The sequence below is a fragment of the Pseudomonas benzenivorans genome (genome assembly GCF_024397895.1).
GTDB classification, from domain to species: Bacteria; Pseudomonadota; Gammaproteobacteria; order Pseudomonadales; family Pseudomonadaceae; genus Aquipseudomonas; species Aquipseudomonas benzenivorans_A.
This window is the reverse complement of sequence record NZ_CP073346.1, coordinates 2026251-2041228: the sequence shown is the minus strand read 5'-3', so window position 1 is coordinate 2041228 and position 14978 is coordinate 2026251. Positions and strand designations below refer to the sequence as shown.

The 14978-nt window shown below is 67.6% G+C and carries 9 protein-coding genes; 2 read left to right on the top strand and 7 right to left on the bottom strand.

Translation table 11 applies throughout. The annotated features are described in order from the left end of the window. Nucleotides 1-61 precede the first annotated feature (61 nt). From mscK to KDW96_RS09520, 4 genes are all read right to left on the bottom strand, one after another. On the bottom strand, nt 62-3406 hold the full coding sequence (mscK, locus tag KDW96_RS09535) for a mechanosensitive channel MscK (RefSeq protein WP_255840169.1): 3345 nt from the start codon (nt 3404-3406) through the stop codon (nt 62-64). Between the two features lie 36 nt (nt 3407-3442). Next, nucleotides 3443-5188 carry a potassium/proton antiporter gene (locus KDW96_RS09530; RefSeq protein WP_255840168.1) on the bottom strand — a complete coding sequence of 582 codons (1746 nt, stop codon included), beginning with the start codon at nt 5186-5188 and terminating at the stop codon, nt 3443-3445. A 133-nt stretch (nt 5189-5321) separates the two neighbouring features. After that, nucleotides 5322-7124 carry an acyl-CoA dehydrogenase gene (locus KDW96_RS09525; RefSeq protein WP_255840167.1) on the bottom strand — a complete coding sequence of 601 codons (1803 nt, stop codon included), beginning with the start codon at nt 7122-7124 and terminating at the stop codon, nt 5322-5324. An 81-nt stretch (nt 7125-7205) separates the two neighbouring features. After that, the gene (locus tag KDW96_RS09520) at nt 7206-8249 is read right to left on the bottom strand and encodes an NAD(P)H-dependent flavin oxidoreductase (protein WP_255840166.1); all 1044 of its coding nucleotides are present in this window, start codon (nt 8247-8249) and stop codon (nt 7206-7208) included. A gap of 115 nt (nt 8250-8364) precedes the next feature. On the opposite strand from KDW96_RS09520, the gene KDW96_RS09515 reads away from it, so the two are divergent. Next, nucleotides 8365-9213 carry a 23S rRNA (adenine(2030)-N(6))-methyltransferase RlmJ gene (locus KDW96_RS09515; protein WP_255840165.1) on the top strand — a complete coding sequence of 283 codons (849 nt, stop codon included), beginning with the start codon at nt 8365-8367 and terminating at the stop codon, nt 9211-9213. Between the two features lie 20 nt (nt 9214-9233). Here the strand turns inward: KDW96_RS09515 and msrA are convergent, their stop codons facing one another. Together msrA and KDW96_RS09505 are read right to left on the bottom strand one after the other, a co-directional pair. Next, a complete protein-coding gene (gene msrA, locus KDW96_RS09510; protein WP_255840164.1) occupies nt 9234-9881 on the bottom strand; it encodes a peptide-methionine (S)-S-oxide reductase MsrA in 648 nt (215 codons plus the stop codon). Between the two features lie 68 nt (nt 9882-9949). Continuing rightward, nucleotides 9950-12622 (bottom strand): putative bifunctional diguanylate cyclase/phosphodiesterase, encoded by a 2673-nt coding sequence (locus tag KDW96_RS09505; RefSeq protein WP_255840163.1) that lies wholly within the window; start codon nt 12620-12622, stop codon nt 9950-9952. A gap of 77 nt (nt 12623-12699) precedes the next feature. Here KDW96_RS09505 and KDW96_RS09500 point away from each other — a divergent pair, with 77 nt between their 5' ends. Further along, nucleotides 12700-13230 carry a hypothetical protein gene (locus KDW96_RS09500; RefSeq protein WP_255840162.1) on the top strand — a complete coding sequence of 177 codons (531 nt, stop codon included), beginning with the start codon at nt 12700-12702 and terminating at the stop codon, nt 13228-13230. A gap of 89 nt (nt 13231-13319) precedes the next feature. Here the strand turns inward: KDW96_RS09500 and aceF are convergent, their stop codons facing one another. Beyond that, nucleotides 13320-14969: a dihydrolipoyllysine-residue acetyltransferase gene (gene aceF / locus KDW96_RS09495; protein WP_255840161.1), complete on the bottom strand. Its 1650-nt coding sequence runs from the start codon at nt 14967-14969 to the stop codon at nt 13320-13322. Nucleotides 14970-14978: the final 9 nt, after the last annotated feature.

The window sequence follows — 14978 nt, the reverse complement described above, 5'->3', positions numbered from 1 at the left end:
CGCGCTTCGGTTTCGGCCGCGGCGTGGCCAGGGAGCCGAGTCCCTGACCATACCCCGTGGCTCATTGCGGGTCGACTGCCGGCGCCGCCGGCTGTGGCTGTCCTTGCGGGTGCTGGGCGAGGGTGGCCTGGCCGGTGCCGAGGTCGAGCTCCTGGCCGTGCTGGTTCTTCAGCGTCACCTCGACCTGGTTGAAGGCCATCTCGACCTTGTGCTCGCGGAAGCTCAGGGCGATGCGGGTGAGGATCTCGTCGGTGGAGGCGTTGCGATCGCCCAGTTCGCGCACGTGGAAGCGCAGCTCGTAGTCGAAGGTGCTGGCGCTGATGGTCAGGAAGAACAGCTGCGGCTCGGGGTCGCGCAGCACCCGCGGATTCTCCGTGACGGCCTGCATCATCAGCTCGCGGGCCAGCGGCAGGTCGGTCTCGTAGGCCACGCCGATCTTGATGATCACCCGTGTGACGGTGTCGTTCAGCGACCAGTTGATCAGCTGATCGGTGACGAAGGTCTTGTTCGGCACGATGATTTCTTTGCGGTCGAAATCGGTGATGGTGGTGGCGCGGATGCGGATGCGGCTGACCGTGCCGGAGAGGTTGCCGATGGTCACCACGTCGCCGATGCGCACCGGGCGCTCGAACAGGATGATCAGGCCGGAGATGAAGTTGGCGAAGATCTCCTGCAGGCCGAAGCCCAGGCCCACCGAGAGCGCCGCCACCAGCCATTGCAGCTTGTCCCAGCTGACCCCGAGGGTCGACAGGGTGACCACGAAGCCGACGCCGACTATCACGTAGGACAGCAGGGTGGTGGTGGCGTAGGCGCTGCCCTGGGCCAGGCTCATGCGCGACAGCACCAGCACTTCGAGCAGGCCCGGCAGGTTGCGGGCCAGGGCCACGGTGATGGCCACTATGACCAGGGCGCCGAGCACGTCGCTGAGGCTGATGGGCACCAGGCTGGCATTGTCGCCGCTGCCGCTGGTGTATTCGTAGAGGCTGATGTTGTCCAGGTAGGCGAATACCGACAGCAGGTCGGCCCAGACCCAATAGAGGCCGGCGATGAACAGGCCGAGCAGGGTCAGGCGGATCAGCCGCAGCGACTGCTGGTTGACCTGTTCGATGTCCAGGGTCGGCTCCTCGACCACCGCTTCGCCTTCCGCGCCCTCCTTGGGCGGGTTCAGGCGCTTGGCCATGGCCCGCTGATAGGCCAGGCGCCTCGCCGCCACCGCCAGGCCGCGAACGAAGGCGGCCTCGACTATGGTCCAGATTATCAGCAGGTACAGGGTGCTGATCAGGCGGTCGCTGAGCTTCAGTGCGGTGTAGTAGTAGCCGAAGCCGACCGCGACGATCAGTGCCAAAGGCAGCAGGCTGAACAGCAGGCCGACCAGGGTACGGAAATTCGAGGCATGCTCGCGTGCCGGGCCGCTGAGCAGCAGCTTGTTCAGCAGCCAGGCCATCAGGCCGAAGCAGGCCAGCACCACCGCGATGCCGATGACGTCTTCGGCCAGGCTCGCCGGTTGGTGTTCGGCCACGGCGACCACGGCGACCAGGGCCATCACCACCAGGCCGAGGTAGCGCAGCTGCCGGTGCAGGAAGCTCACGTGCCGGCGTGGCCAGTGGAAGTGCAGTTCGGCCACGCCGCCCGGGGTGACGATGCGGTAGACGGTGTAGAACACCAGCCAGGCCAGGGCCATGCCGAACAGCGCCGTGCCCAGGTTGGCGTTCTGGCCGCGGGCGTCGAGCTGCAGGGCCAGGCCGCAGAGTGCCAGGAACAGGGTGCCGGGCAGGGCCAGCAGCACGTTGAGCAGAAGCGCCATGGGCGTGTGCAGTTGGCTGTCGTGCTTGAAGTGGCCGATGTCCTGGTGCAGGTCGCCGAGCTTGCGGTAGAGGAAGCCGCGCTTCCACAGCAGCAGGCCGATCAGCAGCAGCAGCGGCAGGAACAGCACCGGCCGCTCGATCAGCCCGGCGCCCAGGGCGCGCAGGTTGGCGCCCCAGGGCAGCTCGGCGATCTGTCGCTTGAGCAGTCCCGGGGCGCTGCTGAACCACTCGAGATTCAGCGGCTTGTTGCTGGGGATCCAGAACATCTGCTCGTCGAGGGTGGCGCGCAGCGCGCTGGCGGTGCTCTGCAGCTGCTTCTGGTTGAGCTGCAGGGTGATCGACTCGTTGAGCAGGGCGTTGAGCTCGCGATTGAGGCGATCGAGCAGTTCGCGGCGGGTGTTGATCAGCTCGAGCAGGGCGTTGCGCAGCTCGGGGGTGACTTCCTCGGGCGGCTGCTTGGCGAGCTGTTGCTCGACATAGGCCGTCGGGTTGCTGAGGCGCTCGCGCTGCTGGTTCAGCTCGAACTGATAGAGGCGCAGGTCGGCGATCTCATTGGCCAGGTTGTTGTCCAGCTCGAGGGCGGGCAGCGCCTGTTTCTGTTGGTAGAGGATCTTCGACAGCAGCAGGCTGCCTTGCAGCACGCTGATCTGCTCGTCCAGGGCCTGGTCGCTCTGGTTGAGGCTGTCGAGCTTCTGTTTGGTCTGCAGGTTCAGCTGGGTCAGCTCGTTGAGCCGGTCGGTAGCCTTCAGCAGGTAGTCGGAGAGTTTCAGGTTGCGCGCGCTCTGGCTGGCCAGCAGCTTGTCGGAACCGGCCTTCTCGGCCTCGCGGGACTGTTCGGCGACGGTCTTCTCCGATTGCGCGCGGCGCTTCTCGTTGACTAGGGTCTGCAGGTCGAGCAGCTCCTGCTCGGCGCGCTTGATGCGCTCCTCGAGCAGATCGCGCTGGGCATTGCCGAGGTCCTGCAGCAGGCTGTTGCCGGCCAGCTCCTGACGGCGCAGCTGGGTTTTCGCGTTGAGCTGGCCCAGCTCGACGCTGAGCAGGTCGCGGCGTTCGGTGGTCAGCGGCTTGCCGCTTTCCTTGCCGCTCTTCAGGGCGTTGTTGATGTCCTGGGTGCGGGTCTGGTTGCTGCTGATCTCGGCCTGGGCGCGCTCGGGGCGGGTCTGCGCGGTGATGATCAGGCTGTTGGCGTCGCTGAGCTGCTTCTGCCATTCGCCCAGCTGGCTGCTGCGCTCGGCGATCTGCTGCTCGAGCTGCGGCACCGCGGAGTTGGCATGGCGCTGGGCCGCCGGCGGCGGCTGACTGGCCTTGAGCTGTCCCAGCTCGCGCTGCGCCTCGGCAATCAGGCGCGGTGCCTGGTCGAGTTGCTGCTTGAGTTCTTTCAGGCGCTTTTCGCTGTCGGCCTGCTCCATCAGCAGGCTCAGGGTCTTCTCGTAGGTCTGCTTGAGCGCCTGCAGCTCGGCTTCCGGCAGCTTGCGCTCGGCCAGGTTGTCGAGGTTGCGCTTGACCTCGGCGAGCTTCGTCGAGTCGACGGCCTGGGCCAGGGGGGCGCCCAGGCAGAGCCCGAGCAGTGCTGCGGTGAAGACAATACGGAAAAAGGGCATGGGCGCGATCGTACGGCTCGAATGAAAGTGCTGAGTTTAGAGGAACAGGCCCGGGCCCGGGCGCGTGCCTTCCGGGAATCTGACGCCGACCTTGCGGATCTTGTTCCCTTCCATTGCCGCGACTGTCCAGGTCAGGCCCTGCCATTCGACCTGGTCGCCGATCACCGGTTCACCGCCGATCTCGTGGGCGATGAAGCGGCCCAGGGGCTGGGCACCGTTGAGGCCGTCGAGCTTCAGGCCGTAGAGCGCCGCCACCGCGCTCAACTCGGCGTCGCCTTCCAGCACGAAGTCGCCGAAGAAGCGCAGATCCTGGCCGCGGGTGGGCGCCTGGCTGAACAGTTTGCCGAGGGCCGGCAGGTCGTGCTCGTGGCCGATCACGCAGAGCAGGTCGCCTGAGTGCAGGGTGGTGCTGCCGGATGGGTGGAGCAGTTCCTGGCCGCGAAACAGCGCGGCGATACGCGTGCCTTTGGGCATCTTCAGCTCGCGCAGGGCGGCGCCGATGCACCACTTCTCGGCACCCAGGCGGTAGATGAACAGCTCCCACTGGCTGGTCGGGTGCACCTCCAGGCCGGCCCGCGACACCGGTGCCGGCTCCGGTGGCACGGTGACCCGCAGCCACTTGGCCACCCAGGGCAGGCTGGTGCCCTGCAGCAGCAGCGAGACCAGGACGATGAAGAAGGCCAAATTGAAGAACAGCTGGGCGTTCTCCAGTCCGGCCATCAGCGGGAATACGGCGAGAATGATCGGCACCGCGCCGCGCAGGCCGACCCAGGCGATGAACAGTTTCTCGCGGTCGTGGAAGCCGCGAAATGGCAGCAGGCCCAGGTAGATCGACAGCGGCCGGGCGATCAGGATCATCCACAGCGCCAGGCCCAGGGCTGGCAGGGCGATGGGCAGCAGCTCATGGGGGGTGACCAGCAGGCCGAGGACCAGGAACATGCCGATCTGGCTGAGCCAGGCCAGGCCGTCGAGCATGTGCAGGATGCCGTGGCGCGAGCGGATCGGCCGGTTGCCCAGCAGCAGGCCGCACAGGTAGATGGCGAGGAAACCGCTGCCGCCCACGGCGTTGGTGATGGCGAAGATGATCAACCCGCCGCTGACCACCAGCAGCGGGTAGAGGCCGTTGGCCAGGCTCATGCGGTTGACCAGGTTGAGCAGCAGCCAGCCGCCACCCAGGCCCAGCACGCCGCCGAGGCCGAACTGCAGCAACAGCTGAAGAATCAGGTCCCAGCTGAAGCCGCTCTGTCCTCGGACCAGCATGGCGATCAGGGTCACTGTGAGGAACACCGCCATCGGGTCGTTGCTGCCGGACTCGATCTCCAGGGTGGCGCTGACCCGCTCGTTGAGGCCGCGTCCGCCGAGCAGGCTGAACACCGCGGCGGCATCGGTGGAGCCGACGATGGCGCCGATCAGCAGGCCCTCCACCAGGCTCAGGTCGAACAGCCAGGCGGCGGCGATGCCGGTCAGTCCGGCAGTGATCAGCACGCCGGCGGTGGCCAGCGACAGGGAGGGCCAGAGCGCCACCCGGAAACTCTTGACCCGGGTGCGCATGCCGCCGTCGAGGAGGATCACCGCCAGCGCCAGGTTGCCCACCAGGTAGGCCAGGGAGTAGTCGGCGAAGTCGATGCCGCCAGGGCCGTCGGTGCCGGCGAGCATGCCGACGGCGAGGAAGATCACCAGGATGGGGATGCCGAAGCGCGAGCCGAGGGCGCTGACCAGGATGCTCAGGGCCACCAGCAATGCACCGATCAGGAACAGGTTATTGATGGCGCTGGCGTCCAAGGGGCTGCTCCGGGTTATAAGGAGAGGGCGCCTTATGCATGGCGCGTGCCAGTGATTCTAACCCGCGCCTTTGCCGCGCTGTCAAAAAAACACCCCGCCAGGGCGGGGTGATTGCGTACACGGCGCCGGGCGCTTAGAACCAGGCCCCCTGCATGCTCAAGGTGCAGTCGTCGCGGGCCTCCAGTAGCGCCAGTTCGTGCTGGCAGCCCGGCACTTCCCAGGTCAGGAAGTAGCGCGCGGCCTGCAGTTTGCCGCGATAGAAGTCGGCGTCGGCCGCCTGGCCGCCGGCCAGGCCCTGCTCGGCGCGAATCGCCTGTTCCAGCCAGCGCCAGCCGATGACCAGGTGGCCGAACACCTTGAGGTACAGCGCCGAGTTGGCCAGGCCCTGGTTGACCTGGCCGCTCATCAGGTCGCCGAGCAGGGCCAGGGTCACCGCCTGCAGGCGCGCCAGCAGCTGCTCCAGGGGCTGGCGCAGGGCGTCCAGCGACCGATGAGCCTCGGCGCGCTGGCAGGTGCTCTGGATCAGCTTGAGCAGTTGCTTGAGCGCAGCGCCGCCGTTCATCGCCACCTTGCGCCCGAGCAGGTCGAGGGACTGGATGCCGTGGGTGCCCTCGTGGATCGGGTTGAGCCGGTTGTCGCGGTAGTACTGCTCCACCGGGTACTCGCGGGTGTAGCCGTGACCGCCGAGGACCTGGATCGCCAGTTCGTTGGCCTTGAGGCAGAACTCCGAGGGCCAGGACTTGACGATCGGGGTGAGCAGGTCGAGCAGTTCCAGGGCGTCCTTGCGCGCCTGCTCGTCGGCCAGGGTCTGGGTGTCGTCGAACAGCCGCGCGGCATACAGGCCGAGGTCGAAGGCGCCTTCGACGTAGGCCTTCTGGGCCAGCAGCATGCGCCGCACGTCGGCGTGCTCGAGGATCGCCACCTGCGCGCTGCTCGGGTCCTTGCCGTCGGGCTGGCGGCCCTGGGGGCGCTGGCGGGCGTAGTCCAGGGAATACAGGTAGCCGGCGTAGCCGAGCATGGTGGCGCCCATGCCGACGCCGATGCGCGCCTCGTTCATCATCTGGAACATGTAGGACAGGCCCTGGTGCGGCTGGCCCAGCAGGTAGCCGACGCAGTCGCCGTTGTCGCCGAAGTTCAGCGCGGTGGAGGTGGTGCCGCGCCAGCCCATCTTGTGGAACAGCCCGGCCAGCAGCACGTCGTTGCGCGGGCCGAGGGCGCCGTCGTCGCCGACCAGGAACTTCGGCACGATAAACAGGCTGATGCCCTTCACCCCGGGCGGCGCGTCCGGCAGCCTGGCCAGGACCATGTGCACGATATTCTCGGAAATCGGCTGGTCGCCGCCGGAAATGAAGATCTTGTTGCCGCGGATCCGGTAGCTGCCGTCGGCGGCCGGTTCGGCGCGGGTGCGGATATCCGACAGGGAGGAGCCGGCATGGGGCTCGGTCAGGGCCATGGTGCCAAAGCAGCGGCCCTCGAGCATAGGCTGGAGGAAGCGCTCCTTCTGCTCCGGGCTGCCGAAGGCCTCGATCAGGTTGGCCGCGCCCATGGTCAGCAGCGAGTAGGAGCTGGTGGCGATGTTGGCCGCCTGGAAATGGGCGAAACAGGCCTGGGACAGCAGGTTGGGCAGCTGCATGCCGCCGGCCTCGAAGTCGCGGGTAGCGTTGAGAAACCCCGCCTCATGGAAGGCCTTCAGGGCCGGTGCGACTTCGTCGATCAGCACGGCGGCCCCGTCGACGTACTGCGGCTCCTGTTCGTCGCCCTTGCGGTTGTGCGGGGCATACAGGCGTTCGGCGATGCTGCGCGCCGTGTCGATGGCGGCGTCGAAGGTTTCGCGGCTGTGGTCGGCGAAGCGTTCGCGCTCGGTCAGGGCTTGGGCATCGAGCACTTCGTAGAGCTCGAAGGCCAGGTTGCGGGCGCTCAGCAGGGTCTCGGACATGGTCGGGCCTCCAGTGAATGGGGCCGAGTCTAGGCAGCCGCTCATGGGCTGCCCAGCACTATCGATGGGCGTGATAAAGGTTCACATGGCCAGCCCCGCGGCCAGTTGCTGGGTCAGCTCGGCGGCGCCGATGGGCCGGCAGCCGGCGAGGTTCTGCCCGGCCCAGAGCGGCGAGCAGTCGCCCAGGTCCCGGCTTTCGGCGGCGGCGCGCAGGGGCGCGATGGCAGCGCCTGCCAGGGGGAAGGCTGGCACACCGTCGGGCATGGCCCCGAGGCTGCGCATCAGGCGGTTGACGATGCCGCGTGCGGGGCGGCCGCTGAACAGGGTGGTCAGGGCGGTGTGCTGCGCCGCCGGACTCTGCAGGGCGGCGCGGTGTACCGCACTGGTAGTGGCCTCGGGACACAGCAGGTAGGCGCTGCCGACCTGCACCCCGGCCGCGCCCAGCGTCCGGGCCGCGGCCACGCCGCGGGCGTCGCCGACACCGCCGGCGGCGATCACCGGCAGGCCCACGGCCTGCACCACCTGCGGCAGCAGGGCGAAGGTGCCGAGCTGGCTGGACAGGTCCATGTCGAGGAACAGGCCGCGATGGCCGCCGGCTTCGAGGCCCTGGGCGATGATCGCATCGACGCCGCGGGCTTCGAGCCACAGGGCCTCGCGCACCGTGGTGGCGCAGCCGAGGATCTTCGCGCCGCTGGCCCGTACCCGCTGCAGCAAGTCGGGCGCCGGCAGACCGAAGTGGAAGCTGACCACCGCCGGGCGCAACTCCTCCACCAGATCGGCCATGGCCGCGTCGAACGGCTGGCGTCCGGGGCCGGAAGGGATGGTCTCGGGGTCGAGCTCGAACTCGGCGTAGAGGGGGGCGAGCCGCTGCCGCCAGGCCGCCTCGCGCGCGGCATCCGGTTGTGGCTGCGGGTGGCAGAAGAAATTCAGGTTGCACGGCCGCGCGGTGGCAGCCCGCAGGGCCAGCAACTGTGTGCGCAGGGCGGCGGCGTCGAGCATGGCCGCCGGCAGCGAGCCAAGGCCGCCGGCCTGGCATACGGCGATGGCCAGGCGCTGGTCCTGGGCGCCGGCCATGGGCGCCTGGATGATGGGAAGTTCGCTGCCGAGCAGTTCCTGCAGGTTCATGGGGGCCTCCTTGGCCAAGGGCTGTGTGACCGGGGCAGCTTGCCACAATTGTGTGTCGGTTCGTCGCCGGTGGCCGCTGGCGGTTACACTGCGCCCCTGTCCCGAGGGAGCCCCGATGAACTACCGCCATGCCTTTCACGCCGGCAACCACGCCGACGTGCTGAAACACCTGATTCTCTGTCGCCTGATCGCCCTGCTGTCGCGCAAGGAGGCCCCCTTCGCCTACCTCGACAGTCATGCCGGCGTCGGTCTCTATGACCTGGCTGGCGATCAGGCCAGCCGCACCGGTGAGTGGCTGGAGGGCATCGCCCGCCTGTGGCAGGCCGAGGACGTGCCGGATCAATTGCTCGACTACCTCGAGGTGGTGCGCGCCATGAACCCGGATGGCGTGCTGCGCCACTACCCGGGTTCGCCGGAACTGGTGCGCCTGCTCAGCCGCGAGCAGGACCGCCTGCAGCTCAACGAGAAGCACCCGGAAGACGGCCGCCTGCTCAAGGAGAACATGGCCGGCGATCGGCGCGTGGCCGTGCACCTGGGCGAGGGCTGGCACGTGCCGCGGGCCCTGCTGCCGACGCGGGAAAAGCGCGTGCTGCTGCTGATCGACCCGCCGTTCGAGAAGGCCGATGAGCTGGAGCGCTGCGTGCAGTCGCTGAACGAGGCCATCGGCCGCATGCGTCAGGCGGTGGTGGCGATCTGGTATCCGATCAAGGCGCTGGACCAGCTCAAGCGCTTCTACCGCGACCTGGAAAAGAGTGCGGCGCCCAAGCTGCTGCGCGTCGAGCTCTACGTGCAGTCGACCGACGAGGCGCAGCGCCTGAACGGCTCCGGCCTGGTCATCAGCAATCCGCCCTGGGGCCTGGAGGAGGAACTCAGGCAGCTGCTGCCCTGGCTGGCCGAGCGCCTGGCCCAGGGCCAGGGCGGCTGGCGCCTGGACTGGCTGATCGAGGAAAAGGCGCCCGGCTGAGCCGGGCCGTCGCGGCCGCGTCAGGCCGGCAGGCACACCCCGGTGCCACCGAGACCGCAGTAGCCGCCGGGGTTCTTCGCCAGGTACTGCTGGTGATAGGCCTCGGCATAGTAGAAGGGTGGCGCCTCGGCGATCTCGGTGGTGATGGCGCCGAGGCCGGCCTTGTCCAGTTCGGCCTGGAAGGCGGCCTGGCTGGCCAGGGCGGCGTCCAGTTGGGCGGCATCCTGGCAGTAGATCGCCGAGCGGTACTGGCTGCCGACGTCATTGCCCTGGCGCATGCCCTGGGTCGGGTTGTGCGCCTCCCAGAACACCTTCAGAAGGGCCTCGAAGCTGGTCTGCTGCGGGTCGAAGACCACCAGCACCGCTTCGGTGTGGCCGGTCAGGCCCGAGCAGGTTTCCTCGTAGGTCGGGTTCGGCGTGTGGCCGCCGGCATAGCCGACTGCGGTGGTCCACACCCCCGGCTGCTGCCAGAAGCGCCGTTCGGCGCCCCAGAAACAGCCGAGAGCAAACACGGCTTGTTGCAGGCCGGCGGGAAAGGGCGGCTGCAGCGGATTGCCGTTGACGTAGTGGGCCTGGGGCACCGGCAGCGGCGTGGCGCGGCCGGGCAGGGCCTGCTCGGCAGTGGGCAGTTCGAGTTTGTGGGCGAGTATTTGCGAACGCAGAACCATAAGCCGTGTCCTCAACGAAGAAGGGGTGTGCAGATAGACCGCGCGTGGGCCGCGGTGTTACAGATCAATCAGCCCTGCGGGCGGCAGGGGTAGCGTTTCAGGCTGTCGATCAGCTCCCGCCCGGCGATCGGCCGGTCGAACAGGTAGCCCTGGCCGATATCGCACTGCTGGCGGCGCAGGAAGCCCAGCTGGGCGGCACTCTCGATGCCTTCGGCGACCACCTTGAGCTTGAGGTTGTGGGCCATGGCGATCACCGCCGAGGTGATTTCCATGTCGTCCTGATTTTCCGGGATGTCGTTGATGAAACTGCGGTCGATCTTGATCACGTCGATGGGGAATTTCTTCAGGTAGCTCAGGGACGAGTAGCCGGTGCCGAAGTCGTCCATCGCCAGGGTCAGGCCCAGGCTCTTCAGGTGGCTGAGCTGCTCGCGGGTGTCGTCTGTAGCTTCCAGCAGCAGGCTTTCGGTCAGCTCCAGTTCCAGCAGCGCGGGGGCCAGCTGTTCCTCGCGCAGGATCGCCTCGATCGAGCCGACCAGGTCGGGGTCGGAGAACTGCTTGGGTGACAGGTTGATGGCCACCTGCAGGTCGCCGAGGCCGAGGCGGGTCATCTGCCGGCTCATGCGACAGGCCTGTCGCAGCACCCATTTGCCGATGGGGATGATCAGGCCGGTCTCCTCGGCCACGCTGATGAACTGGTCCGGGCGGATCATGCCCTTTTCCGGGTGGTGCCAGCGCAACAGGGCCTCCAGGCCGAGCAGCTGGCCGCTCTTCAGGCACAGCTTGGGCTGGTAGAAGACTTCCAGTTCGTTCTGGGTCAGGGCGCGGCGCAGGTTGCTCTCGAGGAACAGCTTGTAGTCGGCCTCGGCGTTCAGCGCGTCGGTGAACACCTGAAGCTGGTGCTTGCCGTTGGCCTTGGCCTTGTGCAGGGCCAGGCCGGCGTGCTTCATCAGGGTTTGCGGGTCGCGGCCATGGTGCGGTGCGCAGGCCAGGCCCAGCGAGCCGGTGATGCTGATCAACTGGCTGTCGACGAACAGCGGCTTGTCCAGGGTCTGCAGGATCTGCCGGGCGATGCACTGGCCGTCCTCGTCGCCGCTGTCCTCGAGGAGGATGGCGAACTCGTTGCTGGCGAAGCGGGCCAGCACGCTGCTCGGGGTCAGGCTGTTGCGCAGGCGCCGGGCCAGACTGCTGAGCAGCTTGTCGCCGGTCTGGTGGCCGAGGCTGTCGTTGATCCGCTTGAAGTTGTCGATGTCCACCAGCAGCAGGCTCATCGGCCTGCCGTCAGCCAGGGCGAAGCGATCCTCCAGGGCGCGGATGAAGGCGTAGCGGTTGCCCAGGCCGGTGAGGTTGTCGCTGAACGCCAGGCGTTCGATGCGCTGCTGGGCGTGCTTGGTTTCGGTGATGTCTTCGTAGATGCCGATGTAGTGGGTGAGGCTGCCGTCATCGGCATGCACCTTGGAAATCGACAGCTGGCTCCAGTAGGGCTCGAAATTCTTGCGCCGGCTCTTGAACTCGCCCTGCCAGCTGTTGTGCTCGGACAGCCCGGAACCGGCCTCGAACAACAGGTCGTTGAGGTTTTCCAGGGCCGGCAGCTCGGACAGCCGACGGCCCTGGACCTCGGCGGCGCTGTACTGGGTGATGGTGGTGAAGCTGGGGTTGACGTATTCCACCAGGCCGTCGCGGTCGAGCAGGATAAAGGCGCTGGCGCTCTGCTCGACCGCGCGCTGGAACAGGTGCAGGGCGCTGGCGGTGCTGCGTCGCTGATGGTCGACGAGGATCTGCCCATACTGCGCGGCCAGCTCGCCGGCGAAGGCCACCTCGCCCGCCTGCCAGGTGCGTGGCCCGCCGACATGCTCCAGGCAGAACACGCCGGCCACTTTGCCGTCGACTCGGATGGCGGTATCGAGTATGGCGCCGATGCCCATGGGGCGCAGGTAGTGCTCGTTCAGTTCGCAGGTGCGCGGGTCGCGCAGGGCGTCGTGGGCGTCGATGGCCCGGCCGCCCTGCAGGGCGTGCAGATAGACCGGGTACTGGCCGGCGTCCAGGGTGGCGCCCGGCTCGTGCAGGTCGAGGTCGCGACGGTACAGGCTCACCGGCTCGAGAGTGGCCCCCTGCAGGTGCCAGATGCCGGCCCTGGCCACCGCGTAGGTGTCGCAGGCGGCGCGGGTAATCAGCTCGGCGGCTTGATGCAGCGAGTCGCCGCTGCTGTAGCGATGACTCGCCAGGCGCTGGGTCAACACCTGCTGGGCGCGGGTAAAGGCCTGATCGAAGGCTTGGGCGAGAGGGGCCGGCGGGGTCAATGCCAGCAGGCCGTCGAGGTTCGGCCCTGGCGTTTCGGCGAACGGCGATTCCGGCTCGGCGATCAGCAGGTAACCACGCAGCAGGTGGCGGTTGCGCTGCTTGAAGGGTTCGCCGAGCTCCGTGAGCCTGAGCGCGCCGCGCGGCGTATGCAGGGTGTAGTGCACCAGATAGCGCGCGTTACACGCCAGTTGCTGCTGAATCGAGTCGTGTTGGCGATGGCGCGCCTCGGGCTCCATCAGGCTGGCGTAGGGGGCATCGATCAGGGCGCAGAGTTCGCTGGCGGCAATGCCGAGGCGCTGCTCGCAGTCGGGGTCGAGAAACAATAGCGTCCAACTGGCCTCGTTCAGCCGCTCGAAGCGCAGCAGGCCGAGGCGCTCGGGCGCTGGCAACTGCGTCACAACCTCGGCCGCTAGGAGGCTCGCGGCATCGGGATGGCTTTTCATTGAGGGGCTGGCTTCCAGTATGCTGACCGAGTCGGGGTCTCGGCCCACTTCACTATCGCGTCGGGTAAGGGTGCATCATGCTATTACGACTGACAAGTAAAGTAATTTCCGCCGTGCTGCTTGGCGGCTGTCTGCTGGCCGGCCCGCTTTACGCCGCCGAGTCTGCCTCCAGCCTCGGCGGTGCCGAACAGGATCGCTACCTGGCCGAGCTCAAGCGCCTGTACCTGACCCAGGATGAGCGTCAGGCGCTGCTCGCGCACAGCAACGATCTGCTCAAGACCTATGCCCTGAGCGCGGCCTACCAGGTCGGCCAGGCGCAGCGCCAGGACCTGCGCTATCAATTGCGCCTGGGCGGCCCCGGGGAGCTGCTGCTGCGCGAGGAGATCCGCAGCGCCGAGGGGGCGGATGTCGCCGTGCGCAACCAGCGCATCGCGCTGTTCGGCGTCGACCCCTATATCCGCTACGACTGCCCGACTTCTGGTATCAGCTGTGTGCTGTTCAGCCCGGCGGACGGCAGCCCGCTGCTGAGCATCGTGCGTGATCACAAGGGCGCCGCCGAGCTGGCCAAGGCCCTGAGCTTCCTGATCCGCAACCTGCAGAAGGGGTAGGGCGCAAGGCGAGCGGGCAAAAAAAACCCCGCCTAGTCAGGCGGGGTCGAGGGTACGAGCGTGGCGTGCTCGAAAGTTGCGGCTTGCGCTTACAGCAGCATGGTGCGGATGTCCGTCAGCACCTCGCCCAGACGCTTGGTGAAGCGTGCGGCGGCGGCGCCGTTGATCACCCGGTGATCGTAGGACAGCGACAGTGGCAGCATCAGCTTGGGCTGGAAGGCCTTGCCATCCCAGACCGGCTGTATGGTGGCCTTGCTGACGCCGAGGATCGCCACTTCCGGAGCGTTGACGATCGGCGTGAAGCCGGTGCCGCCAATGTGACCGAGGCTGGAAATGGTGAAGCAGGCGCCCTGCATGTCATCGGCCGAGAGCTTCTTGGTGCGCGCTTTCTCCGCCAGGGCCGCCGCTTCAGCGGCCAGCTGCAGCAGGCTCTTCTGGTCGACGTTCTTGATCACCGGCACCAGCAGGCCGTCCGGGGTGTCCACGGCGAAGCCTATGTGCACGTATTTCTTGCGGATCACCGCCTTGCCGCTGGGCGCCAGTGAACTGTTGAAGTCCGGCAGCTCCTTGAGCAGGTAGGCGCAGGCCTTGAGCAGCAGGGGCAGCACGGTCAGCTTGACCCCGGCTTTCTCGGCGACCGCCTTCTGGGCGACGCGGAAGGCTTCCAGCTCGGTGATGTCGGCCGAGTCGAACTGGGTCACGTGCGGCACGTTGAGCCAGCTGCGGTGCAGGTTGGCGGCGCCGACCTGCATCAGGCGGGTCATCGCCACTTCTTCCACTTCACCGAACTTGCTGAAGTCCACGGCCGGAATCGGCGGGATGCCAGCGCCGCCGGTGGCGCCGGCCGGCGCCTCCTTGGCCTTCTGCATCATCGCCTTGACGTAGACCTGCACGTCTTCCTTGAGGATTCGACCCTTGGGGCCGCTGCCGTTGATGGCGCCCAGTTCGACGCCGAACTCGCGGGCCAGCTGGCGCACCGCCGGACCGGCATGCACCTTGGCGCCGTCACGCTTGGGCGCGCCGGTGACGCTGGCGGCGGCTGCCGCCAGCTTGGCGATGGCGCTGACTTCGGCGGCCACTTCCGGGGACGCGCCGGGAGGGGTGCTGTGCACCGCCGGGGCGGCAGCCGGGGCCGGAGCGGCTTCGGCCGCAGGGGCCGCGGCGCCTACGACCTTCAGCTTGAGGATCAGGTCGCCGGTGCCGACTTCGGCGTCCAGCTGGACCTCGACGCTTTCCACTGTGCCGGCGGCCGGAGAGGGGATCTCCATGCTGGCCTTGTCCGACTCCAGGGTGATCAGCGACTGGTCGGCTTCGACCTTGTCACCGGCCTTGACCAGCACTTCGATGACCTTGACCTTGCCGTCTGTGCCGATATCCGGGACGTGCACGTCCTGCACCGACTCGCTCGCCGGCGCTGCCGCGGGTTGTTCGGCCTTGGCGGCAGGCTTCTCTTCCTGGGCCTCGGCCTTGGCCGGCTGTTCGGCCTTGGGCGCGGCCTCGGCCGCCCCTTCGACTTCCAGCTCGAGCAGTTCGTCGCCTTCTTTCAGACGGTCGCCCAGCTTGACCTTGAGGCTCTTGATGATCCCGGCCTTGGGGGCCGGGATTTCCATGCTGGCCTTGTCCGACTCGAGGGTCAGCAGGCTCTGGTCGGCTTCGATACGGTCGCCGACCTTGACCATCAGCTCGATGACTTCACCTTCGCCACTGCCGATATCGGGTACGCGGATTAGTTCGCTCACAGTGCGTCT